This window comes from Morganella sp. EGD-HP17, from assembly GCF_000512315.2.
Classification (GTDB): Bacteria; Pseudomonadota; Gammaproteobacteria; order Enterobacterales; family Enterobacteriaceae; genus Morganella; species Morganella morganii.
The window spans coordinates 410,957-436,544 of the sequence record NZ_AZRH01000001.1; the positions used below are offsets into that span (position 1 = coordinate 410,957).

General features: G+C 53.6%; 24 protein-coding genes. 19 read left to right on the plus strand and 5 right to left on the minus strand.

Annotated elements, in window-relative coordinates; genetic code table 11:
- Positions 1-421: 421 nt before the first annotated feature.
- From mraZ to lpxC, 16 genes are all read left to right on the plus strand, one after another.
- Positions 422-880: a division/cell wall cluster transcriptional repressor MraZ gene (mraZ, locus tag X965_RS01825; RefSeq protein ID WP_004238452.1), complete on the plus strand. Its 459-nt coding sequence runs from the start codon at positions 422-424 to the stop codon at positions 878-880.
- A complete protein-coding gene (rsmH, locus tag X965_RS01830) occupies positions 881-1,822 on the plus strand; it encodes a 16S rRNA (cytosine(1402)-N(4))-methyltransferase RsmH (RefSeq protein WP_036416782.1) in 942 nt (313 codons plus the stop codon).
- Positions 1,819-2,136 (plus strand): cell division protein FtsL, encoded by a 318-nt coding sequence (gene ftsL, locus X965_RS01835; protein WP_004238454.1) that lies wholly within the window; start codon positions 1,819-1,821, stop codon positions 2,134-2,136. The genes rsmH and ftsL overlap by 4 nt, the downstream gene beginning before the upstream one ends.
- Before the next feature lie 7 nt (positions 2,137-2,143).
- Positions 2,144-3,937 carry a peptidoglycan glycosyltransferase FtsI gene (ftsI, locus tag X965_RS01840; protein ID WP_046024167.1) on the plus strand — a complete coding sequence of 598 codons (1,794 nt, stop codon included), beginning with the start codon at positions 2,144-2,146 and terminating at the stop codon, positions 3,935-3,937.
- Entirely contained in the window at positions 3,924-5,411 is a 1,488-nt protein-coding gene (murE, locus tag X965_RS01845) for a UDP-N-acetylmuramoyl-L-alanyl-D-glutamate--2,6-diaminopimelate ligase (protein ID WP_036416786.1), read from the plus strand. The genes ftsI and murE overlap by 14 nt, the downstream gene beginning before the upstream one ends.
- Positions 5,408-6,781, plus strand: coding sequence for a UDP-N-acetylmuramoyl-tripeptide--D-alanyl-D-alanine ligase (gene murF, locus X965_RS01850; protein ID WP_004238457.1), 1,374 nt, complete (start codon positions 5,408-5,410; stop codon positions 6,779-6,781). The genes murE and murF overlap by 4 nt, the downstream gene beginning before the upstream one ends.
- Entirely contained in the window at positions 6,775-7,857 is a 1,083-nt protein-coding gene (mraY, locus tag X965_RS01855) for a phospho-N-acetylmuramoyl-pentapeptide-transferase (RefSeq protein WP_004238458.1), read from the plus strand. Before murF ends, mraY begins: the two co-directional genes overlap by 7 nt.
- 2 nt (positions 7,858-7,859) lie before the next feature.
- Positions 7,860-9,176, plus strand: coding sequence for a UDP-N-acetylmuramoyl-L-alanine--D-glutamate ligase (gene murD, locus X965_RS01860; protein ID WP_004238459.1), 1,317 nt, complete (start codon positions 7,860-7,862; stop codon positions 9,174-9,176).
- Entirely contained in the window at positions 9,173-10,366 is a 1,194-nt protein-coding gene (ftsW, locus tag X965_RS01865; RefSeq protein WP_004238460.1) for a cell division protein FtsW, read from the plus strand. Before murD ends, ftsW begins: the two co-directional genes overlap by 4 nt.
- Positions 10,363-11,436, plus strand: coding sequence for an undecaprenyldiphospho-muramoylpentapeptide beta-N-acetylglucosaminyltransferase (gene murG / locus X965_RS01870; RefSeq protein ID WP_004238461.1), 1,074 nt, complete (start codon positions 10,363-10,365; stop codon positions 11,434-11,436). The genes ftsW and murG overlap by 4 nt, the downstream gene beginning before the upstream one ends.
- A gap of 25 nt (positions 11,437-11,461) precedes the next feature.
- Positions 11,462-12,928 (plus strand): UDP-N-acetylmuramate--L-alanine ligase, encoded by a 1,467-nt coding sequence (gene murC, locus X965_RS01875; protein WP_036416787.1) that lies wholly within the window; start codon positions 11,462-11,464, stop codon positions 12,926-12,928.
- A gap of 2 nt (positions 12,929-12,930) precedes the next feature.
- Positions 12,931-13,848 (plus strand): D-alanine--D-alanine ligase, encoded by a 918-nt coding sequence (locus X965_RS01880; RefSeq protein WP_004238463.1) that lies wholly within the window; start codon positions 12,931-12,933, stop codon positions 13,846-13,848.
- Position 13,849: 1 nt separating this feature from the next.
- Positions 13,850-14,653, plus strand: coding sequence for a cell division protein FtsQ (ftsQ, locus tag X965_RS01885; RefSeq protein ID WP_036416789.1), 804 nt, complete (start codon positions 13,850-13,852; stop codon positions 14,651-14,653).
- A gap of 34 nt (positions 14,654-14,687) precedes the next feature.
- Positions 14,688-15,944, plus strand: a complete 1,257-nt coding sequence (ftsA, locus tag X965_RS01890; protein WP_004238465.1) for a cell division protein FtsA — start codon at positions 14,688-14,690, stop codon at positions 15,942-15,944.
- A gap of 61 nt (positions 15,945-16,005) precedes the next feature.
- Positions 16,006-17,163 (plus strand): cell division protein FtsZ, encoded by a 1,158-nt coding sequence (gene ftsZ / locus X965_RS01895; RefSeq protein ID WP_004238466.1) that lies wholly within the window; start codon positions 16,006-16,008, stop codon positions 17,161-17,163.
- Between the two features lie 98 nt (positions 17,164-17,261).
- Positions 17,262-18,179: a UDP-3-O-acyl-N-acetylglucosamine deacetylase gene (lpxC, locus tag X965_RS01900; protein ID WP_004238467.1), complete on the plus strand. Its 918-nt coding sequence runs from the start codon at positions 17,262-17,264 to the stop codon at positions 18,177-18,179.
- 78 nt (positions 18,180-18,257) lie between these two features.
- Here the strand turns inward: lpxC and X965_RS01905 are convergent, their stop codons facing one another.
- Positions 18,258-18,782: a DUF721 domain-containing protein gene (locus X965_RS01905; protein ID WP_004238468.1), complete on the minus strand. Its 525-nt coding sequence runs from the start codon at positions 18,780-18,782 to the stop codon at positions 18,258-18,260.
- Positions 18,783-18,785: 3 nt separating this feature from the next.
- On the opposite strand from X965_RS01905, the gene secM reads away from it, so the two are divergent.
- The 3 genes from secM to mutT all read left to right on the plus strand — a co-directional run bounded on the left by secM (position 18,786) and on the right by mutT (position 22,587).
- Entirely contained in the window at positions 18,786-19,328 is a 543-nt protein-coding gene (gene secM / locus X965_RS01910; protein ID WP_036415476.1) for a secA translation cis-regulator SecM, read from the plus strand.
- A gap of 70 nt (positions 19,329-19,398) precedes the next feature.
- On the plus strand, positions 19,399-22,110 hold the full coding sequence (gene secA, locus X965_RS01915; RefSeq protein ID WP_036416791.1) for a preprotein translocase subunit SecA: 2,712 nt from the start codon (positions 19,399-19,401) through the stop codon (positions 22,108-22,110).
- Positions 22,111-22,194: 84 nt separating this feature from the next.
- Positions 22,195-22,587 (plus strand): 8-oxo-dGTP diphosphatase MutT, encoded by a 393-nt coding sequence (gene mutT / locus X965_RS01920; RefSeq protein WP_036416873.1) that lies wholly within the window; start codon positions 22,195-22,197, stop codon positions 22,585-22,587.
- A 50-nt stretch (positions 22,588-22,637) separates the two neighbouring features.
- Here mutT and yacG read toward each other — a convergent pair whose 3' ends face one another.
- The 4 genes from yacG to X965_RS01940 all read right to left on the minus strand — a co-directional run bounded on the left by yacG (position 22,638) and on the right by X965_RS01940 (position 25,566).
- Positions 22,638-22,844, minus strand: a complete 207-nt coding sequence (yacG, locus tag X965_RS01925) for a DNA gyrase inhibitor YacG (RefSeq protein ID WP_004238472.1) — start codon at positions 22,842-22,844, stop codon at positions 22,638-22,640.
- A 13-nt stretch (positions 22,845-22,857) separates the two neighbouring features.
- Positions 22,858-23,610 carry a cell division protein ZapD gene (gene zapD, locus X965_RS01930; protein ID WP_004238473.1) on the minus strand — a complete coding sequence of 251 codons (753 nt, stop codon included), beginning with the start codon at positions 23,608-23,610 and terminating at the stop codon, positions 22,858-22,860.
- Positions 23,607-24,224, minus strand: coding sequence for a dephospho-CoA kinase (coaE, locus tag X965_RS01935; RefSeq protein WP_036416793.1), 618 nt, complete (start codon positions 24,222-24,224; stop codon positions 23,607-23,609). The genes zapD and coaE overlap by 4 nt, the downstream gene beginning before the upstream one ends.
- Before the next feature lie 142 nt (positions 24,225-24,366).
- A complete protein-coding gene (locus X965_RS01940) occupies positions 24,367-25,566 on the minus strand; it encodes a type II secretion system F family protein (RefSeq protein ID WP_036415473.1) in 1,200 nt (399 codons plus the stop codon).
- Positions 25,567-25,588 lie beyond the last annotated feature (22 nt).

Genomic DNA, 25,588 nt, shown 5'->3' on the forward strand with positions numbered 1-25,588 from the left:
TATTGATAAACTGAATATTAAATTTTCAAATATCAAATAATCACGCTGTGTAACAGAAAGTAACAGCACAGATGACCGGAACAAAAATCCCGGGGTCTTTGCGGTGATGGTGAATTTTTATCCTGAAAGTGAGGGACACCTCGCAAAAATGCATCTTTCTTTCGCCAGATTCGGTATAATTTGCCCCGGTTAGCCGAGTGCGTATTATGTGAATTTTTTTCTGATTTGAATCAGTGTGTTACCTCACTTCTGTTCCCTGAAGCAAAAAATCCCATATTTTCTCACCCCTTTATTCCCCGACAGCGGAAACGAAACCTTGTCAGCTCTGGCTTGACAAGCTTTTCCTACCATTCGTAAACTCTGTTGGTGGGGAATTGTGGGTGAAAGTGGTAATTCAGGGCAAAACTGAGCGGAGAAACGAATGTTTCGCGGGGCAACACTGGTTAATCTTGACAGCAAAGGGCGCATAACCGTACCGGCACGGTACCGGTCGCTGCTTGCTGAAAAGTCGGAAGGTCAGATGGTCTGCACTATCGATCTCCACCAGCCGTGCCTGCTGCTTTACACCTTACCGGAGTGGGAACTGATCGAACTGAAACTGGCACAATTGTCCACCATGGATCCCACAGAGCGCCGTGTTCAGCGCCTGTTGCTGGGCCATGCCACGGAATGTCAGATGGACAGTGCGGGACGTCTTTTGTTAGCCGGTACACTGCGCACACATGCGCGGTTAACCAAAGAAGTCATGCTGGTCGGGCAGTTCAACAAGTTTGAGCTGTGGGATGAGCAGACGTGGTATCAGCAGGTACAGGATGATATTGCTGCCGGGCAGACGGCATCCGGACCTTTATCCGCCCGGTTACAGGATTTATCACTTTAAATGGCAGAGAGTCAGTTTCAGCATACCAGTGTTTTACTGGATGAAGCCGTTAACGGATTACAGATCCGCGAAGACGGCATTTATATCGACGGCACATTCGGCCGCGGCGGGCACTCCCGCCTGATTTTATCAAAACTCGGTCCGCAGGGGCGTCTGATTGCCATTGACCGGGATCCGCAGGCGATTGTCGCTGCGGCACAGATTGATGACCCGCGTTTTTCCATTATTCACGGTCCGTTTTCCGGTATCGCCGGTTATGTGAATGATCTGGAACTGAGCGGACAGATTAACGGCGTTCTGCTGGATCTGGGTGTGTCCTCCCCGCAGCTGGACGACGCGGAGCGCGGATTCTCCTTTATGCGTGACGGGCCGCTGGATATGCGGATGGATCCGACACGCGGGATCTCCGCTGCGCAGTGGCTGACCGAAGCCAAAGAAGAAGATATTGCGTGGGTGCTGAAAAATTTCGGCGAAGAGCGTTTTTCGAAACGAATTGCCCGCGCGATTGTTGAACGCAATAAAACCGAAGAGCCGCTGACGCGGACAAAACAGCTGGCGGATTTAATTGCCGCTGTGTCTCCGGTGAAAGAAAAGCACAAGCATCCGGCGACCCGCAGCTTCCAGGCTATCCGCATTTATGTCAACAGCGAGCTGGATGAGATCCGCCAGGCGCTGACCGGCGCACTGGGCATTCTGGCTCAGGGCGGCCGGTTATCGGTTATCAGCTTCCACTCGCTGGAAGACCGGATTGTGAAGCAGTTTATGCGTGATGAAAGCCGCGGACCACAGGTGCCGCACGGATTACCGCTGACGGAAGAACAACTGAAAGCGCACGGCACACCGGCACTGAAACTGGCCGGAAAAATGAAACCGTCAGAGCAGGAAATCAGTGTTAACCCGCGTGCCCGCAGTTCGGTACTGCGCTTTGCGGAGAAAGCATGACCACAGAACGGCACAATTTAGCCCGCGTTATTTGTCGTGACCTGCTGCGCCACGGATTTATCCCTGCGATTTTATTTATCGCAGTGATCGTCAGCGCGATTTTTGTAGTCATCACGGCACATAAAACACGTCTGCTGACCGCAGAGCGGGAACATCTTGTGCTGGAGCGTAACTCGCTGGATATCGAATGGCGTAACCTGATTCTGGAAGAGAACGCCCTGGGGGATCACAGCCGTGTTGAGCGCCTGTCCGTTGAGCGTCTCAGTATGCAGCATGTGGATCCGGCAAACGAAAAAATTGTCGTAACAAAATGACGAAGGCATGAAAAGCAGAAAATCAGCAGGCAAAACGCAGGGCGGAGCCCGTATCAAACGTCCGGAAGAAAAAGCCAGTTTTATCAGCTGGCGTTTTGCGTTGTTATGCGGCGGTATCGGGCTTGCCCTGGCCGCCCTGCTGATCCGGGTCGCGTATTTACAGATTATCAACCCGGACATGCTGGTCAAAGAGGGCGATATGCGCTCGCTGCGCGTCCAGGAGATCCCGACCGCGCGCGGTATGATCAGCGACCGTATGGGGCGTCCGCTGGCGGTCAGTGTGCCGGTAAACGCCGTCTGGGCTGATCCGAAAGAGTTAGCCGACAAAGGCGGGGTAGGGGATGACACCCGCTGGCGCGCACTGTCCGAAGCGCTGAATATCCCGCTCGAACAGGTGAAAAGCAAAGTCACGGCGAACCCGAAAGGCCGCTTTGTCTATCTGGCGCGTCAGGTGAACCCGACTATCGGCGATTATGTGAAAAAACTGAATCTGCCGGGGATTTATTTACAGGCGGAATCAAAACGGTATTACCCGTCCGGCTCTGTGACTGCTCACATTATTGGTGTCACCAATATTGATGATGAAGGGATTGAAGGGGTTGAGAAAAGCTTTGATCGCTGGCTGACCGGGGTTCCGGGGCAGCGGACAGTCCGTAAAGATCGCGGCGGCCGTGTTATTGAAGATACTATCGCCCGCGAAAGTCAGGCCGGGCACAACCTGACACTCAGTATTGATGAGCGTTTACAGGCGCTGGTATACCGCGAAATCAGCAGTGCGGTGGCACTGAACAAAGCGGAATCCGGCACGGCGATTCTGGTGGATGTGAACACCGGGGAAATTCTGGCGATGGCGAACAGCCCGTCCTATAACCCGAACAACCTCCAGGGCACGCCGAAAGATGCTATGCGTAACCGCGCTATCACCGATATTTTTGAACCGGGCTCGACGGTAAAACCGTTGGTGGTGATGACAGCACTGCACAACAACATCATCAAACCGAACAGCGTGGTGAATACTTATCCGTACCGGATCAGTGGTCATGAAATCAAAGACGTGGCGCGTTATGCCGAACTGACCATCACCGGTATTTTACAGAAGTCGAGTAACGTAGGTGTCTCAAGACTTGCGTTAGCGATGCCCGCTCAGGAACTCGTGGACGTCTATTCGCGTTTCGGGCTGGGAAAACCGACCAATCTGGGGCTGGTCGGAGAAAGCAGTGGCATATACCCAAGTAAAAAAACACGGTGGTCTGAGCTTGAAAGGGCCACCTTTTCTTTCGGTTACGGGCTGATGGTAACACCGTTACAGTTAGCACGGGCCTATGCGACAATCGGCAGTTTCGGGATTTACCGCCCGCTGTCCATCACAAAAGTGGATCCGCCGGTGCCGGGCACCCGCGTCTTCCCTGAGCCGGTGATGAAAACCGTGGTTCAGATGATGGAAAGCGTTGCGTTACCGGGCGGCGGCGGAACGCGCGCTGCGATTAAAGGGTACCGCGTGGCCATTAAAACCGGGACCGCGAAAAAAGTGGGCGATGACGGCAAATACGTGAACCGTTATATCGCTTACACCGCCGGGGTTGCACCGGCAAGCCGTCCGCGTTTTGCACTGGTTGTGATTATCAACGACCCGCAGGGCGGCAAGTATTACGGGGGTGCGATCTCTGCACCGGTATTCGGTGCCATCATGGGCGGTGTTTTGCGGACAATGAACGTGGAACCCGATGCGCTGACACCGGAAGAACAAACTAATGAAGTGGTTATTAATAAACCAAAAGAGGGTACAAGTGGCAGATCGTAATTTGCGCGATTTACTCGCGCCGCTCGGTGTTGATGCACCGGCTAAGGCGTTACGTGATATGACCCTGGACAGCCGCAAAGCGGCTGCCGGTGATCTGTTCCTGGCGGTTAAAGGCCACCACTCCGACGGACGTCACTACATTCCTCAGGCCATTGCCCAGGGTGTGGCTGCTGTGGTCGCGGAAGCGGATGGTGCGGCGGAAGACGGCAGTGTGCAGGTTCTGCATGGTGTACCGGTGGTGTATCTCAGCCACCTGAATGAAAAATTATCACGCCTGGCCGGAGAGTTTTATCACCACCCGGCGGAACGCCTGAAACTGATCGGCGTGACCGGCACTAACGGTAAAACCACCACCACCCAGTTGCTGGCGCAGTGGACTCAGGCGATGGGCGAAACCAGTGCCGTGATGGGAACGGTGGGTAACGGGCTGCTCGGGCATGTGATCCCGACTGAAAACACCACCGGTTCAGCTGTTGATATCCAGCTCGAGCTGGACAAACTGGCGAAGAAAGGTGCCACAGTGGCGGCGATGGAAGTCTCCTCTCACGGACTGGTACAAAGCCGTGTGGCGGCACTGCCGTTCCGGGCTGCGGTCTTTACTAACTTAAGCCGTGATCACCTCGATTACCACGGTGATATGGCCAACTACGAAGCCGCCAAATGGCTGCTGTTCTCAACCCATCACAGCGAACAAAAAATTATTAATGCGGATGATGAGACAGGGCTGAAATGGCTGGCAAAACTACCGGAAGCGGTCGCGGTCACGATGGATGATAATCTGCCGGCCGGCTGGCAGGGGCGTTTCCTGAAAGCGGTTTCTGTGGATTACCACGACAGCGGTGCGCACATCACCTTTACCTCAAGCTGGGGTGACGGTGAACTGGACAGCCCGCTGATGGGCGCCTTTAATGTCAGTAACCTGCTGGTGGCTGCGGCAACCCTGCTGGCACTGGATTATGACCTGAATACACTGCTGCGCGCTGCAACCGCGTTAACCCCGGTCTGCGGCCGGATGGAAGTCTTCACCGCGGATAACCGCCCGACAGTTGTTGTCGATTATGCTCACACCCCGGATGCGCTGGAAAAAGCACTGAGTGCGGCGCGTCTGCATACCAAAGGCAAACTGTGGTGTGTCTTCGGCTGCGGCGGTGATCGCGACAAAGGTAAACGTCCGCTGATGGGCGCAATTGCCGAGCAGGAATCCGATGTGGTGGTGATCACCGACGATAACCCGCGCAGCGAAGAGCCGCAGGCGATTATCAATGACATTATGGCCGGGCTGGTTGATACCTCCCGTGCACTGCCGATCCCGGGCCGTGCGGAAGCCGTCACCTTTGCGGTGATGCAGGCAAAACCGGATGACGTGGTGCTGGTGGCCGGAAAAGGGCATGAGGATTATCAGCTGGTCGGCAACCGCCGTCTGGACTACTCCGACCGCCTGACCGTCGCCCGCCTGCTGGGAGTAATGGCATGATCCCGTTCTCCCTCGCTGATATCGCACAACTGACCGCCGGGGAGCTTATCCTCAGCGGCCACGCGGCATCAGAACGGATTGAGAGTGTCACCACGGACAGCCGCACTATCGGTGAACGTGCGCTGTTTATCGCCCTGGCCGGTGAACGTTTTGATGCTCATGATTTTATTGCGGATGTGGCAGCGAAAGGTGTTGCCGCCGTCCTGGTGAACCGCCGGATGGACGTGAACTGTCCGCAGATTATTGTTAAAGATACCCGCCTTGCGCTGGGGGCGGTGGCGAAAGGCAACCGTGACCGCAGTCAGGCGAAAGTGGTGGCGCTGACCGGTTCGTCCGGCAAAACGTCTGTCAAAGAGATGACGGCGGCGATTTTACAGCAGGCTGGCGAAACCCTGTTTACCGCCGGGAACTTTAATAATGATATCGGCGTACCGCTGACATTGCTGCGCCTGACAGAAAAACATCAGTTTGCGGTGATTGAGCTGGGTGCCAACCACACCGGCGAAATCGCCTATACCGCTGCCATGACACACCCGCAGACCGCACTGGTGAATAACCTGTTTGCCGCCCATATCGGCGAGTTCGGTTCCGCAGAAGCCATCGCGCAGGCAAAAGGGGAAATTTTCACCGGACTGACTGACGAAGGCACCGCTGTCATCAATCTGGAAAGCAATGATGTCACTCACTGGCAGGCACATCTGACCCCGCGTCAGACCCGCTGGAGTTTCTCCGTTGATCCGCACCCGCAGGCCGATTTTTACGCGGCAGATGTGGTGATGAACCCGCTGACCACTGACTTTACCCTGCACACACCGGCAGGCAGCACCGCTGTCACCCTGCCGCTGCCGGGCCGTCACAATATTGCCAATGCTCTCGCGGCGGCGGCACTGGCACTGTCTGCCGGGGCGACACTGGTGGATATCTGCAGTGGTCTGGCACAAACCAGCGCCGTACCGGGACGGTTATACCCGGTTGAACTGGCACCGGGCAAGCTGATGATTGACGACACTTACAATGCTAATGACGGCTCAATGATTGCGGCAATCCGTGTGCTGGCACAATTACCGGGTTACCGCGTGCTGGTTGCCGGGGATATCGGCGAGCAGGGCGGTTACGCCGAAGAGAGTCACCGCAGAGTCGGGCAGGCTGCCCGTGATGCCGGGCTGGATGCGGTGTTCACCGCAGGTCAGTTCAGTCATTTTATCAGTGATGAGTGTCAGGGACACCATTTCGCTGACAAAACAACCCTCATTGCTGCGCTGGCACCTCTGGTGGCACAGCATTCATCAATTTCAATTTTAGTTAAAGGTTCACGCAGCTCCGCAATGGAAGAAGTTGTGCACGCCTTGCAGGAGAATGTCCCATGCTGATTTGGCTGGCTGAGTATCTGGTGCAGTTTCATACCGCGTTTAACGTCTTCTCTTACCTGACGTTCCGCGCCATCGTCGGCCTGCTGACCTCGCTGATTATCGCATTATGGATGGGGCCGCATGTGATTGCGTATCTCCAGAGAATGCAGATTGGCCAGGTTGTCCGCAGCGAAGGGCCGGAATCGCACTTCAGCAAGCGCGGTACCCCGACCATGGGCGGCATGATGATCCTGTTCTCCATCGCCATTTCTGTTCTGCTGTGGGCGCGTCTGGACAACCCGTATGTCTGGTGTGTGCTGCTGGTGCTGATCGGCTACGGTATTGTCGGCTTTATCGATGACTACCGCAAAGTGGTGCGCAAAGACACCAAAGGGCTGATTGCCCGCTGGAAATATTTCTGGCAGTCCGTGCTGGCGCTGACTGTGGCGTTCAGTATGTATGCCATCGGTAAAGATACCCCGGCAACCCAGCTGGTGGTGCCGTTCTTTAAAGATGTGATGCCGCAGCTGGGTGTGCTGTATATCCTGCTGGCGTATTTCGTGATTGTCGGCACCAGTAACGCGGTGAACCTGACTGACGGCCTCGATGGTCTCGCGATTATGCCGACCGTCTTTGTGGCTGCCGGGTTTGCGCTGGTGGCGTGGGCGACCGGTAACGTGAATTTCGCGCATTATCTGCATATCCCGTATCTGCCGCATGCCGGGGAACTGGTGATTGTCTGCACCGCGATTGTCGGGGCAGGGCTGGGCTTCCTGTGGTTTAACACCTATCCGGCACAGGTCTTTATGGGTGATGTCGGTTCATTGGCACTCGGCGGCGCGCTGGGTACCATTGCTGTTCTGCTGCGTCAGGAATTCCTGCTGCTGATTATGGGCGGTGTATTCGTGGTGGAAACTCTGTCGGTGATTTTACAGGTCGGATCCTTCAAATTACGCGGTCAGCGTATTTTCCGGATGGCACCTATTCATCACCATTATGAATTAAAAGGCTGGCCTGAGCCGCGGGTGATTGTCCGCTTCTGGATTATCTCCCTGATGTTAGTGCTGATCGGTCTGGCGACACTCAAGGTACGTTAATCATGACGAATTATCAGGGGAAAGACATTGTGATTGTCGGGCTCGGTTTAACCGGGCTTTCCTGTGTGGACTTTTTTCTGTCACGCGGCGTTACGCCGAAGGTGATGGATACCCGCATCTCCCCGCCCGGCATCGATAAGCTGCCGGACAGCGTTCAGTGTCACTGCGGTGGTCTTGAAGCGCAGTGGCTGCTGGATGCAGACCTGATTATCGCAAGCCCGGGAGTGGCGGTCAGTACCCCGCAACTGCAGGCAGCGGCGCAGGCCGGTGCGGAAATTATCGGCGATATTGAATTATTTGCCCGCGAAGTGACTGTCCCGGTTGTGGCGATCACCGGCTCAAACGGCAAAAGCACCGTGACCTCCCTGGTGGGGGAAATGGGGCGCTGTGCCGGTCTGCGTACCGGTGTCGGCGGTAATATCGGCCTGCCGGCACTGGAACTGCTGAAAGACGATTACGAGCTCTGTGTGCTTGAGTTATCCAGTTTTCAGCTGGAAACCACATTCAGCCTGAAACCGGCGGCGGCCACTGTTCTGAATGTCACGGAAGATCATATGGATCGCTACCCGCAGGGACTGGAGCAGTACCGTGCGGCAAAACTACGTGTCTATCACGACGCTGCCGTCTGCGTGTATAACGCGGAAGATGCACTGACACAGCCAGGCTGTGATTGTGACCGCGCAGAATATGTCAGCTTCGGCGTCGAAACCGGGGATTACTGGCTGGATACCGATGAGCAGGCACTCTGCTTCTGCGGTGAAAAAATTATTAATTGCAGTGAGATGATCCTGCACGGCCAGCACAACTACTGTAATGCCCTGGCAGCCCTGGCACTGGCAGATGCGGTCAATATCCCGCGTGAAGGCGCACTGAAAGCACTGCGCACTTACAGCGGTCTGCCGCACCGTTTTCAGCTGGTACATGAATCTGCCGGGATCCGCTGGATTGATGATTCCAAAGCCACCAACGTCGGCAGTACTGAAGCGGCGCTGAACGGCCTGCAGGTGGACGGCTGTCTGCATCTGCTGCTCGGCGGTGACGGTAAATCAGCGGATTTCTCTCCGCTGCTGCCGTACCTGAGCGGCGAAAAAATCCGTCTTTACTGCTTCGGGCGTGACGGCGAACAACTGGCGCAGCTGCGTCCGGATGTCTCTCTGCTGACAGATACCATGGAGCAGGCAATGCGGGCACTGGCGCCGTCACTGGCCGCCGGGGATATGGTGCTGTTATCACCGGCCTGTGCGAGCCTGGATCAGTTCCGTAATTTTGAAGAGCGCGGGCGTGAATTTGCCCGTTTGGCACGGGAGTTAGCGGCATGAGATTCCCCGGATCACAGCGTTTTAAAAACTGGATGATCGGCGAGCGTAACGGCGAGTTCAGTACGGTCGTGATGTATGACCGGACACTGCTGTGGTTTGCACTGGGACTGGCCGCGATTGGCTTTGTGATGGTGACTTCCGCCTCTATGCCTGTCGGGCAGCGTCTGGCGGATGATCCTTTCTATTTTGCCAAGCGTGACGGCGGCTTCTTAATTTTTGCTTTTATTATCGCTGCGGTGATTATGCGGTTCCCGCTGGAAATGTGGCAGCGCTACAGCACATTACTGCTGATTGGTACGATCGGCGGGCTGATTGTGGTACTCGGCGTGGGCAGCTCGGTTAACGGGGCATCACGCTGGATAGCTATCGGGCCGATGCGTATTCAGCCTGCGGAAGTATCGAAACTGGCACTGTTTGTTTATCTCGCGAGCTATCTGGTGCGCAAGGTGGATGAAGTCAGAAATAACTTCTGGGGATTCTGCAAGCCGATGGGCGTGATGTTTGTGCTGGCGGTGTTACTGCTGTTACAGCCGGACCTCGGTACCGTGGTGGTACTGTTTGTCACCACACTGGCGCTGCTTTTCCTCGCCGGTGCCAAAATGTGGCAGTTTATCGCGATTATCGGCGGCGGTGTCGCGGCAGTGGTGCTGCTGATTATTGCCGAACCTTACCGTATGCGGCGTGTAACCTCCTTCCTTGACCCGTGGGAAGATCCGTTCGGCAGCGGTTACCAGTTAACACAGTCACTGATGGCTTTCGGGCGCGGTGATTATCTCGGTCAGGGGCTGGGCAACTCCATTCAGAAAATGGAATACCTGCCGGAAGCGCATACCGACTTTATTTTTGCCATCCTCGGTGAGGAACTGGGGTATTTCGGTGTGATCCTGGTGCTGCTGATGGTCTTTTTTGTCGCATTCCGCGCCATGGTTATCGGCCGCCGCGCACTGATGATCGACCAGCGTTTTGCCGGTTTTCTGGCCTGTGCCATCGGCATCTGGTTCAGCTTCCAGGCCCTGGTTAACGTCGGTGCAGCCTCCGGCATGCTGCCGACCAAAGGGCTGACGCTGCCGCTGATCAGTTACGGCGGCTCGAGTTTAGTGATTATGACCACAGCCATTGCCTTGCTGCTGCGGATTGATTTTGAAACACGCCTGGCAAAAGCCCAGGCATTCTCAAGGAGAGCGCGATGAGTAATAAAGCCCCCCGTCTGATGGTGATGGCCGGTGGTAGTGGCGGACATGTCTTTCCGGGGCTTGCGGTTGCGCACTATTTACAGAGTCAGGGCTGGGAAATCCGCTGGCTGGGTACCCGTGATCGGATGGAAGCTCAGCTCGTGCCGAAACACGGCATTGATATCGATTTTATTGAGATTACCGGTCTGCGCGGCAAAGGCGTGAAAGCGCTGCTCACCGCGCCGTTCCGTATCGCGAAAGCGGTAAAACAGGCGAAAAAAATTATGCGTGACTACCAGCCTGATGCCGTGCTCGGCATGGGCGGGTTTGTTTCCGGTCCCGGTGGTGTGGCCGCCTGGCGCTGTGGTATTCCGGTGATCCTGCATGAGCAGAACGGTGTGGCCGGGCTGACCAACGGCTGGCTGTCGAAAATCGCCACCACAGTATTACAGGGATTTCCGGGCGCGTTTCCGCAGGCTCCGGTGGTCGGTAACCCGGTGCGGGAGGATATCCTCAGTCTGCCGTCCCCGGCAGAACGCTTTGCCGGACGTGAAGGTCCGATCCGCATTCTGGTGATCGGCGGCAGTCAGGGCGCGCGTATCCTGAATCAGACCCTGCCGGAAGTGGCCGGGATTATGGGGGATGCCGTCTGTATCCGCCACCAGGCCGGCAAAGGCAGTGCGGAAAGCACACAAGCGCTGTATAACGCGCAGAATGCGTCAGACAGTGTGACAGTCACAGAATTTATTGATGACATGGTTGAAGCTTATACCTGGGCGGATGTGGTTATCTGCCGCTCCGGGGCGCTGACCGTCAGTGAGATCGCGGTGGTCGGGCTGGGTGCGATTTTTGTGCCGTTCCTGCATAAAGACCGCCAGCAATACTGGAATGCGCTGCCGCTGGAACAGGCGGGCGCTGCGGTTATCATGGAACAGCCGTCCTTTAACGCACAGGCAGTGGCAGAGCAGCTGCGCGAGTGGGACAGACCACGCCTGCTGACCATGGCGGAAAAAGCACGGAGTGTCGCAATTACCGATGCCACCAAACGGGTGGCGGATGCAATTATCGCGGCAGCGAAAAAACACTAACGAATTGATATAGCGAAGAAATAACGTGAATACACAGCAATTGGCGAAATTACGATCCTTCATTCCGGAAATGAAACGTGTCCGGCACATTCACTTTGTCGGTATCGGCGGTGCCGGTATGGGCGGGATAGCGGAAGTGCTGGCGAACGAAGGTTATGAGATCAGCGGGTCTGATCTGGCGCCGAATGCGGTAACAAAACAGCTGACTAACCTGGGCGCGACGATTTATTTCAATCACCGTCCGGAAAACGTGGCAGACGCCAGTGTGGTGGTGGTATCCACCGCCATTTCAGCGGATAACCCGGAAATTGTTGCGGCGCGTGAAGCCCGTATTCCGGTGATCCGCCGCGCGGAAATGCTCGCGGAACTGATGCGCTTCCGCCACGGTGTGGCGATTGCCGGTACTCACGGCAAAACCACCACCACGGCGATGATTTCCGGTATTTACGGCCGCGGCGGCCTGGATCCGACCTTCGTCAACGGCGGGCTGGTTAAAGCTGCCGGTGTGCATGCGCGTCTCGGCTCAAGCCGTTACCTGATTGCGGAAGCGGATGAAAGCGATGCTTCTTTCCTGCATTTACAGCCGATGGTGGCCGTGGTCACCAATATCGAGCCGGATCACATGGATACTTATCACGGTGATTTTGAAACCCTGAAAGACACCTTTGTGAATTTCCTGCACAACCTGCCGTTCTACGGCCTGGCTGTGGTGTGTATGGATGATGCGGTTATCCGCGAAATCGTACCGCGTATCGGCCGTTATGTGATTACCTACGGTTTTCATGAGGATGCGGATGTCTGTATCACAGATTTTGAACAGCGCGGCTCACAGTGCTTCTTCACCGTTCACCGGGAGAATCTGCCGGATCTGACTGTGGAACTGAATGCACCGGGCCGTCACAACGTCCTGAATGCCACCGCGGCGATTGCGGTCGCGACAGAAGAGGGTATTCCGGATGAGGATATTCTGGCCTCTCTGCGTGAATTCCAGGGTACCGGGCGCCGTTTTGATTTCCTCGGCAACTTCCCGCTGGAGCACGTCAACCAGAAAGAGGGCAGTGTGATGCTGGTGGACGATTACGGCCATCACCCGACCGAAGTGGATGCGACTATCAAAGCGGCAAGAGCAGGCTGGCCGGATAAGCGGATTGTGATGGTGTTTCAGCCGCACCGCTACACCCGTACCCGTGACCTGTATGATGATTTTGCCAACACGCTGGATCAGGTCGATATCCTGCTGATGCTGGATGTGTATGCCGCCGGTGAGCCGGTCATTCCGGGGGCGGACAGCCGCTCGCTGTGCCGCACAATCCGCCAGCGCGGTAAGCTGGATCCGATTCTGGTCACCGAACCGGGCAAAATTGCAGCGGTTCTGGCACAGGTTCTTGAAGATAATGATTTAATACTGGTTCAAGGCGCCGGAAATATCGGTAAAATAGCGCGTACATTGGCTGACACAAAATTACGGCCGGTTTTGAGTGAGGATAATTAAGAATGACTGAAAAAGTCGCGGTACTGATGGGCGGTACATCCGCAGAACGTGAAGTCTCCCTGGCTTCAGGTGCGGCGGTGCTCGCCGGTTTAAAAGAAGCCGGTATTAATGCATTCGGTGTGGATACCAAAGAGTATCCGGTTACCCGTCTGAAGGAAGACGGTTTTACCAAAGTCTTTATCGCGCTGCACGGCCGCGGCGGGGAAGACGGCACACTGCAGGGTTGCCTGGAGCAGATGGGACTGCCGTACACCGGAAGTGGTGTCATGGCCTCCGCACTCTCTATGGACAAGCTGCGCACCAAACAGCTGTGGGCGGGCGCAGGTCTGCCGATTGCACCGTATTTCGCCATCAGTGCAGCCCGTTTCGCGCAGATCAGCGATGAAGAATTACAGCAGGGTGTGGCACCGCTGGGTTATCCGGTGATTGTCAAACCAAGCCTGGAAGGTTCAAGTGTCGGTATGTCCAAAGTGGATAATGCGCAGGCGCTGCGTCCGGCACTGGAAGAAGCGTTTAAACACGACAAAGACGTGCTGGTGGAAAAATGGCTGAGCGGCCCGGAATTCACCGTGGGCTTCCTCGGTGAGCAGATGCTGCCGTCTATCCGTATTCAGCCGGCGGCGGTGTTCTACGACTACGAAGCCAAATATATTTCTGACGACACACAATATTTCTGCCCGGGCCTCGAAGGGGCACGCGAGACAGAAATCCGTGAGCTGGCAAAAGCTGCTTACAAAGCCGTGGGCTGTGAAGGCTGGGGCCGTGTGGATGTGATGCTCGACAGTGACGGGCAGTTCTACCTGCTGGAAGTGAACACTTCCCCTGGTATGACCAACCACAGTCTGGTGCCGCAGGCGGCGCGTCAGGCAGGCATGAGCTTCTCCGCTTTTGTGGCGGACGTTCTGGCACTGGCGGACTGATATGTCACAGGCTGCACTGAATATGCGTGAACCGGATCCGGATTCGGATTATGACGGTTCACGTCCCAGTAACGGCACATACCTTGCCGGACTGCTGTTTTTCCTGATGGTGCTGGGAACGCTGGTCTGGGGGGGGCTGATGGTGCTGAACTGGATGAAAGATGCAGACCGCCTGCCGATGTCAAAACTGGTATTAACCGGTGAGCGCCATTACACGACAAACGATAATGTGCGCAAAGCGGTGTTATCCCTCGGGACGCCCGGCACGTTTATGACACTGGATGTCAATGAAGTACAGCAGCAGCTGGAACGGATCCCGTGGTTACGTCAGGTCACTGTGCGCAAGCAGTGGCCGGACGAATTAAAAATTCATCTGGTCGAGTATGTGCCGTATGCACGCTGGAATGACTCACAGATGGTTGATGACGCCGGGCGGGTTTTCAGCCTGCCGGCGGAACTGACAGAAAAAGATTCTTTCCCGATGCTCTACGGGGCACAGGGCAGTGAACAGGATGTACTGAGCGGGTATCGTGAAATGGCGCAGCAGCTCAGCGGGGCAGGGCTGAAAATCAAATCAGCTTCAATGTCACCGCGTCATGCCTGGCAGCTTGTGTTGGATAATGATGTCCGGGTTGAACTCGGACGGCTGGATACCAAAGGCCGGTTACAGCGTTTTATCGAACTGTATCCGACCCTGACGCAGGAACAGGACAAACGGGTTGATTATGTCGATCTCCGCTATGACAGCGGTGCTGCGGTCGGCTGGGCGCCATTGCAGATCGATCCTTTCGCAAACGGACATTAAGACATAACAGGTAAAGAAGGCGGGCAGAATAACAATGATCAAAGCAACGGATAGAAAATTAGTCGTCGGCCTCGAAATAGGCACCGCCAAAGTATCTGCGCTTGTTGGTGAAATTCTGCCGGACGGTGTGGTGAACATTATCGGTGCGGGTAACTGCCCGTCACGCGGAATGGACAAAGGCGGCGTCAATGATCTGGAGTCGGTGGTAAAATGCGTTCAGCGTGCCATCGACCAGGCGGAACTGATGGCGGACTGCCAGATATCATCAGTCTATCTGGCGTTATCCGGCAAACACATCAGCTGCCAGAATGAAATCGGTATGGTGCCGATTTCAGAAGAAGAAGTGACCCAGGAAGATGTGGAAAATGTGGTGCATACGGCGAAATCTGTCCGTGTCCGCGACGAGCACCGCGTTCTGCATGTGATCCCGCAGGAATATGCCATCGATTACCAGGAAGGCATTAAAAATCCGGTGGGATTATCCGGTGTGCGGATGCAGGCGAAAGTGCATCTGATCACCTGTCATAACGACATGGCAAAGAATATTGTCAAAGCCGTTGAGCGCTGCGGACTAAAAGTTGACCAGCTGATTTTTGCCGGTCTGGCATCAAGCTTCGCGGTACTGACGGAAGATGAGCGTGAGCTGGGTGTCTGTGTCGTGGATATCGGCGGCGGCACCATGGATATGGCGATTTACACCGGCGGCGCACTGCGTCACACCCGTGTTATCCCGTATGCAGGGAATGTGGTGACCGGCGATATCGCGTACGCCTTCGGCACGCCGCCGAATGATGCGGAAGCCATTAAAGTCCGTCACGGCTGCGCGCTGGGGTCTCTGGTCAGCAAAGACGAAACCCTGGAAGTACCGAGTGTCGGCGGGCGTCCGCCGCGCAGTTTACAGCGCCAGACATTAGCCGAAGTTATTGAGCCGCGTTACACCGAATTACTCAATCTGGTTAATGACGAAATTTTGAAAGTGCAGGAACAATTACGTCAGCAGGGTGTCAAACACCATTTGGCCGCTGGTATCGTGCTGACAGGTGGTGCGGCTCAGATTAACGGACTGGTTGAGTGCGCCCAGCGTGTTTTCCATACACAGGTTCGTATCGGACAACCGCTTAATATAACCGGCTTAACGGATTATGCGCAGGAACCGTATTACTCTACAGCGGTAGGGTTGCTGCATTACGGAAAAGAATCTCACCTGGTCGGCGATACCGAGACAGAAAAACGTGCCTCGGTGGGCAGTTGGTTTAAAAAATTAACTGGCTGGCTCAGAAAAGAATTTTAATTTGTATTAAGGCTGGCGATAATAGCCGCCATATAAGAAAGGCACAAAACGGAGAGAGATTATGTTTGAACCGATGGAATTGACCAACGACGCGGTGATTAAAGTCATCGGCGTCGGCGGGGGCGGCGGTAACGCTGTTGAGCATATGGTCCGTGAACGCATCGAAGGCGTTGAGTTCTTCGCTGTGAATACGGACGCTCAGGCGCTTCGTAAAACCGCCGTCGGCCAGACTATTCAGATTGGTAACGGAATCACCAAAGGCCTGGGTGCGGGTGCAAACCCGGAAGTGGGCCGTAACGCGGCGGAAGAAGATCGCGAAGCGCTGCGCAATGCACTCGACGGTGCGGACATGGTCTTTATCGCAGCCGGTATGGGCGGCGGTACAGGAACCGGTGCGGCACCTGTTGTTGCTGAAGTTGCCAAAGAGCTGGGCATCCTGACTGTTGCTGTGGTGACCAAGCCGTTCAACTTTGAAGGCAAAAAGCGCATGGCATTCGCCGAGCAGGGGATTACTGAGTTATCCAAGCATGTTGACTCACTGATCACCATCCCGAATGACAAACTGCTGAAAGTATTAGGCCGCGGGATCTCACTGCTGGATGCCTTCGGTGCCGCCAACGACGTGTTACGCGGCGCGGTCCAGGGTATCGCAGAACTGATCACCCGTCCGGGCCTGATGAACGTTGACTTTGCGGACGTCCGTACTGTGATGTCAGAAATGGGTTACGCGATGATGGGCTCCGGCGTGGCGCGCGGTGAAGACCGTGCGGAAGAAGCTGCCGAAATGGCGATTTCCAGCCCGCTGCTGGAAGATATCGACCTGTCAGGTGCGCGTGGTGTGCTGGTTAACATCACCGCGGGCTTTGACCTGCGTCTGGATGAGTTCGAAACTGTGGGTAACACTATCCGTGCATTTGCATCGGATAACGCGACTGTGGTTATCGGTACTTCCTTAGACCCTGAAATGAACGATGAACTGCGTGTGACTGTGGTCGCGACCGGTATCGGCATGGACAAACGTCCTGAAATCACGCTGGTAACCAATAAAGCGGTGCAGACCAACAACATGGAACATCGTTATGCACAAATGCAAAACAGCATGACCAGCATGGATGAGAGCAAATCAGTGGCACAGGTTGTCAACGATTCTTCAGCCCAGAGCAATAAAGAACCGGATTATTTAGATATCCCGGCTTTCTTACGCAAACAGGCTGATTAAACCGAAAAGATTTGCATCTCCGCTTTTTGTGCTAAACTATCTCCCTTGTCATTAGTTTATAATGACAGGGAGACAGTTAATCAAACGAGACAGAAACGATGATCAAACAAAGAACATTAAAGCGTATTGTTCAGGCTACGGGTGTAGGTTTACACACCGGCAAAAAAGTTACGCTGACAATGCGTCCGGCACCGGCCAATACCGGGATCATCTATCGCCGTACTGATCTTAATCCGCCTGTCGATTTTCCGGCAGATGCGAAATCCGTGCGTGATACGATGTTATGTACTTGTCTGGTAAATGAAGACAACGTACGTATTTCCACGGTTGAGCATTTGAACGCAGCACTGGCCGGACTCGGCATTGATAACCTGGTTATCGAAGTCGATGCCGCTGAAATCCCGATTATGGATGGCAGCGCAAGCCCGTTCGTATTCCTGTTACTGGATGCCGGTATTGAAGAACTGAGCAGTGCGAAGAAATTCCTGCGTCTGAAAGAGACCGTCCGTGTTGAAGATGGTGATAAGTGGGCTGAACTCTCTCCGTTTAACGGTTTCAGCTTAGATTTCACTATCGATTTCAACCATCCGGCGATCGATTCCAGCACTCAGCGCTACGCGATGAACTTCTCTGCGGAAAACTTTGTCCGGGATATCAGCCGTGCACGTACCTTCGGGTTCATGCGGGATATTGAATATCTCCAGTCCAAAGGCTTATGTTTAGGCGGAAGCTTTGACTGTGCCATCGTGGTGGATGATTACCGCGTACTGAATGAAGATGGCCTGCGTTTTGAAGACGAATTTGTCCGTCACAAAATGCTGGATGCTATCGGTGACCTGTTTATGTGCGGCCACAATATCATTGGTGCCTTTACCGCATTCAAATCCGGTCACGCACTGAATAACAAGTTACTTCAGGCTGTTCTGGCTAAAGAGAGCGCCTGGGAACTCGTGACATTCGAGAACGAAGCACAGATGCCGGTTGCATTCCGTGCACCGTCAACCGTACTGGCGTAATCAGGTCATGGTGCCACAGCTCGTTGCTCTGACCCTGACACTCCTGTCACTGACGTTATTTACCAAATAACCGTCTGCTTAATCTGCTGCACTGGTACTCTCTCCGGCCAGTGCAGCCAATTTCTCCAGCTTCTTCCTCAGTTTTTCCGGACTTCTCTGCGCCAGCGCTTTCAGTGAATTGGCACTCTCCGCACTTAATCTCCGTCCCGGCTCCGCTGTTTTTTGCCCTCTGCTATCTGAATTGCTGCTTTTATCACCACCCGGTAACCCTGTTGCTGATGATTTCATCAATGACGGATTGATTTTGATGTCGATGGCCGATAATGATGGTAAAATCTCCCGGCGCAGTGCAGAACGCAGTGCGGGAAGTTCGTAACGCAGCCGGGTCATCTGTGCCGCATTAGAGACTTCCAGAATTAACAGTTGTTTGCGATAATTAGCCACGCGGCAGTGTGGTTTAAGCATCGCAGGCAGCAGCGCCAGAACTGCGCGGTTGAGTTTAAGTAACACGACAGCACGCTGCTGAATACTTTTAAGGGTATTATTATCCTTAGTCCCGCTTTCCAGCAGGCTTTCAAGGGAAACTGGCTGACTGTCGCGCATCACATATACTCCGGATCTCGTGAGGGAAACACTATTTTAAATCTTTGGCGGCAATTTGGCAGGCGTTATTTCTGGTGCCATCTCTTTATCGGGATTGTGGCGACCGGTTTTGGCCTGCCTGCGGTACTGAACAGTGGTGATGTTACCACAGCCGGTACCGGGACAACACAAAACCGCCAGAGTCAGGCATTATCCGCCTTTGACAGCCTGTTCCTGCAAAGCAGCCAGCCGGCGAGAACCTCACAGAACGTTAATTACTGGCAGCAGCATGCTGTCCGTAATGTTATCCGCCAGATTTCCTTTGCATTTTCCTGTCCGGAAGATGCCTCAAAAGATAATACCCCGGCAGAAGACCGGCATGATGCCTCCGCACAAAATATGCTGGCGGCACTGTATGCCATTCTGACCGACTCCCCGGCTCTGCCTGTTTATCATCCGGCAGTTCTGCCGCAGCGTATTGCTGTAGTTAACCCGTCTCCGTCTTTTTCGGTTCAGTGGATTGCCCGCACCGGCGGCATCCGTGCCGGTCCCGTACAATCAGCGTAGTTCCTCAAAAAAATTATTAACACATTGATTATTAACAAGGCCTGATTGTGCCTGAACAGAGACGTTTATTATGCTGGTAAAATTACTGACCAAAATCTTCGGCAGCCGGAATGACCGTACTTTACGCCGCCTGCGCAAATCCGTGGAAGCTATCAACCGGATGGAACCTGAGTTCGAAAAACTCAGTGATGATGAATTAAAAGCCAAAACACAGGAATTCCGTGATCGCCTGGCCAAAGGTGAATCCGAGCAGGATATCTTACCGGAAGCGTTCGCCACGGTACGTGAAGCCAGTAAACGTGTATTTGGTATGCGTCACTTTGATGTCCAGCTGATCGGCGGCATGGTGCTGAACGAACGCTGCATCGCTGAGATGCGTACAGGTGAAGGTAAAACCCTGACCGCAACACTGCCTGCTTACCTCAACGCCCTGTCCGGCAAAGGGGTTCACGTGGTGACAGTGAACGACTACCTCGCCCAGCGTGACGCCGAAAACAACCGTCCGCTGTTTGAATTCCTCGGTATGACCGTCGGTATCAACCTGCCGGGCATGCCTGCACCGGCCAAACGCGAAGCGTACGCTGCGGATATCACTTACGGTACCAACAACGAATACGGTTTTGACTATCTGCGTGACAACATGGCGTTCAGCCCGGAAGAGCGTGTACAGCGCAAACTGCACTACGCGCTGGTGGATGAGGTTGACTCCATCTTAATCGATGAAGCCCGTACCCCGCTGATTATCTCCGGTCCGGCAGAAGACAGCTCTGAGCTGTACATGAAAGTGGATAAACTGATCCCGCGTCTGGTCCGCCAGGAAAAAGAAGATTCCGACACTTTCAAAGGTGAAGGTCACTTCTCTGTGGACGAGAAAACCCGCCAGGTCACACTGACCGAGCGTGGTCTGGTGCTGGTGGAAGAGCTGCTGTCTGAAGCGGGTCTGATGAATGAAGGTGAATCACTGTACTCACCATCCAATATCATGCTGATGCACCACGTTATGGCGGGTCTGCGTGCGCACTCCCTGTTTGTCCGTGATGTCGACTATATCGTCAGCGAAGGTGAGGTTATCATCGTCGATGAGCACACCGGCCGTACCATGCAGGGCCGCCGCTGGTCTGATGGTCTGCATCAGGCAGTGGAAGCCAAAGAAGGTGTGGAAATCCAGAATGAAAACCAGACACTGGCTTCCATCACTTTCCAGAACTACTTCCGTTTATACACCAAACTGGCCGGGATGACCGGTACAGCGGACACGGAAGCCTTTGAATTCAGTTCAATTTATAAACTCGATACCATTGTTATCCCGACTAACCGTCCGATGATCCGTAAAGATTTGCCGGATCTGGTTTATATGACAGAAGCTGATAAATTCAATGCCATCATTGAAGATATCCGTGAGCGTACCGCAGCCGGACAACCGGTACTGGTGGGTACTATCTCTATCGAGAAATCAGAGCTCATCTCCAACGCACTGAAAAAAGCCAACATTGAACACAGCGTGCTGAACGCCAAATTCCACGCCATGGAAGCGGATATCGTTGAACAGGCGGGTCGTTCCGGTCACGTGACTATCGCCACCAACATGGCGGGTCGTGGTACGGATATCGTGCTGGGCGGCAGCTTACAGGCGGATCTGGCGGCGCTGGACGAGCCGACAGAAGAGAATATCGCTGCGGCAAAAGCTGCATGGCAGGAGCGCCACGATGCCGTTCTGGCAGCAGGCGGCCTGCATATTATCGGTACTGAGCGTCATGAATCCCGCCGTATCGATAACCAGTTACGCGGTCGTTCAGGCCGTCAGGGTGATGCCGGTTCTTCCCGCTTCTACCTGTCTATGGAAGATGCGCTGATGCGTATTTTCGCCTCTGACCGTGTTACCGGCATGATGCGCAAACTGGGTATGAAAGAAGGTGAGGCGATTGAGCATCCGTGGGTAACCAAAGCGATTGCCAACGCACAGCGTAAAGTGGAAAGCCGCAACTTTGATATCCGTAAACAGCTGCTGGAATACGATGATGTGGCTAACGACCAGCGCCGCGCTATCTATACCCAGCGTAATGACCTGCTGGATAACGGGGATATCAGCGAAACTATCGACAGCATCCGTGGTGATGTATTCACAACAGTTATCGATGCACATATTCCGCCGCAATCTCTGGAAGAAATGTGGGATATCCCGGGGCTGGAAAAACGTCTGGAACAGGATTTCGACTTACATCTGCCAATCAAAGAGTGGCTGGATAAAGAGCCTGAACTGCACGAAGAAACCCTGCGTGAGCGCATTCTTGACAAAGCGGTAGAAGTTTACAAAGCCAAAGAAGAGATTGTCGGCGCTGAAATGATGCGTCACTTCGAGAAAGGCGTGATGCTGCAAACCCTGGATACCCTGTGGAAAGAGCACCTGGCGGCAATGGATTATCTGCGTCAGGGGATCCATCTGCGCGGTTATGCACAGAAAGATCCGAAGCAGGAATACAAGCGTGAATCTTTCTCCATGTTTGCTAACATGCTGGAAGGCCTGAAATATGAAGTGGTCAGCACCATTTCCAAAGTTCAGGTCCGCATGCCGGAAGAAGTGGAAGCACTGGAGCAGCGTCGTCGTGAGGAAGCTGAACGTCTGGCACAGCGCCAGCAGCTCAGCCATGAAAATGACAATGCCGCGCTGATGACTAAAACTGAAGCGGAAATGGCATCCGGTGTCCGCAAAGTCGGCCGTAACGATCCGTGTCCTTGCGGTTCCGGTAAGAAATACAAGCAGTGCCACGGTGCACTGAAATAATCAGTCCTGACAGACGATTAGCATAATAAAGTAAAAAGGCGGGGGAACCCGCCTTTCTTCTGTAAATAAAACGGACAGAACATGATGGAAAAAAAACACTTACGTATTGCCGCCGGCGTTATCCGTAATGCAGAAGGTGAGATATTTATTGCTCAGCGTCCGCTGAAATCTCATATGGGCGGTTACTGGGAGTTTCCCGGCGGTAAGCTGGAATCCGGAGAGTCACCGGAGCAGGCGCTGGTACGGGAGCTGGAAGAAGAGCTGGGTATTGTTGCGGTTCCCGGTAAACTATTGCAGACGGCAGAACATGAATTTCCGGATCGCCTGATCACCATTTATTTCTTCCTGGTGGAAGAGTGGCAGAATGCGCCATATGGTCGCGAAGGTCAGCCATCCCGCTGGGTAAAACAAACAGCACTGATTGCTGAGGAGTTCCCGCCGGTTAACCGGGGAATTGTGGCATTGCTGACAGAATAAGATTCAGAGGTACGGCGGCGGCTGTTTTAATTCAGCCGCTGCCGGATTAATCAGTACGGTGAACTGTCTTCCGGTTCACTCCAGGCTTCACTGTCAGAAAGGTCACTCTGGCTGGCAATCCGTTTTTCTTCCGCAGCCCACTCCCCGAGATCAATCAACTGACAACGTTTACTGCAAAACGGGCGGTACGGACTTTCCGGTCCCCAGACAACTTCTTTTTTGCAATTCGGGCAGTTAACGATAATAGCTTCTGACATAACATCCTCCCTGTCAGCAACAGGCAATTTCAAACGGTAAAGTAGCCGGTATTATACCGTGTTCGCTGTCAGTATGCAGGAAGCGTATGGCAAAACGTGTTTTATGGCCGGAGACCTGCGGGTAAATCTGGAAATCAACCGGCAGACGCAGGCGCAGTAAATCCGCCCCTTCCGCGTTATCCTGATAAAAACCGTTGTGGCTTTCAGCCGCAACAAATGGTGCGGACTGACGCAGCAGGGTCAGCAGGCTGCCGAGTGCATTTTGCAGCGGCTGCAAGCCTTCAATCCAGGCGGCCTGTGTGGTATCACGGACACTCTGCGGCAGATTCAGCCACAGATGAAGGTAGGGCAGATCAAACCCGCAGCATCCGCCCGGGATACTCAGCCGCTGACGGACAATACCGATTATTTTATCTTCTTTCAGGTGCTGGGCGATGCGGGGCGCTTTGCTCAGTTCAGCGGCCTTTTGTTTCAGTTCGTCAGAAAACCCCCGGATCAGTGCCTGGTCAGCATTGGGGGCTTCTGCCCACATGGCCAGTTTTTTTTGCTGCTTTTCCAGCTCTTTTAAAATTTCCGAACGGACTTCACCGCGATCAATCACTTCAATAAATTCCGCGACGGCCCGGAAGAATGCCAGGCTGGACGGCAGAGAGTCCAGCGGGGAGAGTGTACTCATTTGCTGAAGTGATGTTTCAATGCGCAGCCATGAACGGGTTCGTTCGTTTAAAGGGTGTTCAAAAATAACAGACTGACGGATTTCGCTCATGGGTGTTCCTGTTTTGGCTGACGGGCCAATGCTGTATAAAGTTCGTGCAGTGCAAGGACGCGGGGCATCAGCGGCTCATCGTTATCATGATTTGTCAGGATATCATCGGCAACGGCCAGACGTTGTTCACGGGATGCCTGCGCCCGCAGAATATTTTCGGCATGCTCAGCGGAAACGCCGTCACGGCGCATTGTCCGGGCGACTTGTTCGTGCGGATGAACATCCACAACCAGCACGCGATCCGCAAGGGAAGCAAGGTTATTTTCAACCAGAAGAGGAACCACCCAAAGGGCATAAGGGGCAGTGATATTGTTCAGCTGGCGCCGGGTTTCCTGATGGATAAGCGGATGCAGTAACTGATTGAGCCAGGTTTTTTCCGCGGGGTCTGCAAAGATCTCCCGGCGCAGTGCTGCTCTGTCCAGCGTGCCGTCTGCAGTCAGAATCCGGGTACCGAAGTGATCGGCAATAGCCTGCAATGCGGGCGTTCCCGGTTCAACCACCTGACGGGCAATAATATCCGCATCTGTCACAGGGACCCCGAGACGGGCAAACATATCCGCAACGGTACTTTTTCCGCTGCCGATACCTCCGGTTAACGCAACAATATAAGCCATTGTATTTCTGTCCTGATCGAAACAACGGGTAAATTGTACCTGATGAAATTAATTTCGCCTATGGCAAATAAGCGATGAATACAGAGATATTTCACAGGTTTGAATTTTTTTAATCTGTTTCTTTAAATTATGAATAGTTTTATCAGACTAAAACTTCACCGAGCCGGAATAAAGGTAAATACATTGCAATTAATAAAACAGCAACAAGAATTGCCAGCAGGATAAACAGTACCGGCTGGAGTATTTTAAAAAATGTCTGAATTTGGTTTAAGGCGAGAGATTTAAACCAGTCTGCGGTATAGAGAAAAAAGTGTCCGAATTGCCCGGTGGCTTCACCGGTGGCAATCAGCTCATGGCACAGAGATGGGAATAACCCGGATTGTTTAATTGATTCACTGAATGTTTTCCCGTGAAGCAAGTCCTCCCGTATCACAGTTAATGCCTCTTTATATAACGGATGTGTTGTTGTCATAATAAGTGTATTAATACCCGAAATAAGTGTAATGCCTGATTGTTGTGTTATTGCCAGTATCCGGAAAATATGAGAGACACAGCTGAAGATAATAATGTTTCCGATAAACGGAATACGCAGAATACAGGTTGATTCTGTTTTTTTTATATCCGGATGTCTTCGCCGAAATACATGATAAATAAATATAATTGCAGTCATTATACCCATTGCCGGGATTGTGTAACCGGTAATAACACCAGAAACCCGGATCAGCCATTGCGTCAGAGCCGGAAGCTCCGCACCGAATGAGGTATATATTTTTGCGAATTCAGGAATAACAAACAGAAACATTAATGTGATCATCAAAAAGCAGACAACTAACAATGCAACGGGATAGCGGATTGATTTAATTAATGCAGCCCGGTGATCCCGGTTACTCTGAATATGTTGTGCAATCGTGTGAAGGCACTCCGGCAATTTTCCTGTCTCCTCCCCGACAGTGGCCATCTGACAATAAAAGGAATCAAATAAACCGGGGTACTGCATTATTCCCTGAGTAAATGTTTTTCCCTGCTGAAGTTGTCTGATAAGAGCACGGACTACTTCTTTCCAGAGCGGGTGACTGCATTCACCTGCCAGTAGTGTGAGCGCTTTCAGTAACGGTAACCCCGACGTCAGTAATGTTGCCAGCTGCCGGGTAAAGTGCAGCAGATACTGTTTTTCTTTTTGTGAGCAGACCAGCCGTTTGCGGCAAAACAGTGATACAGGTGTGATGCTCTGCGAAATCAGCTGACTGACAGCATTATTCTCTGAAGGTGAGATAAGCGTTCCGGTCACCACCTTGTCAGCGGGTGTCAGACCGGACCAGTCATACAGCCGGTAAATTTGCATGGCATCACTCCTGTTGGTCAGC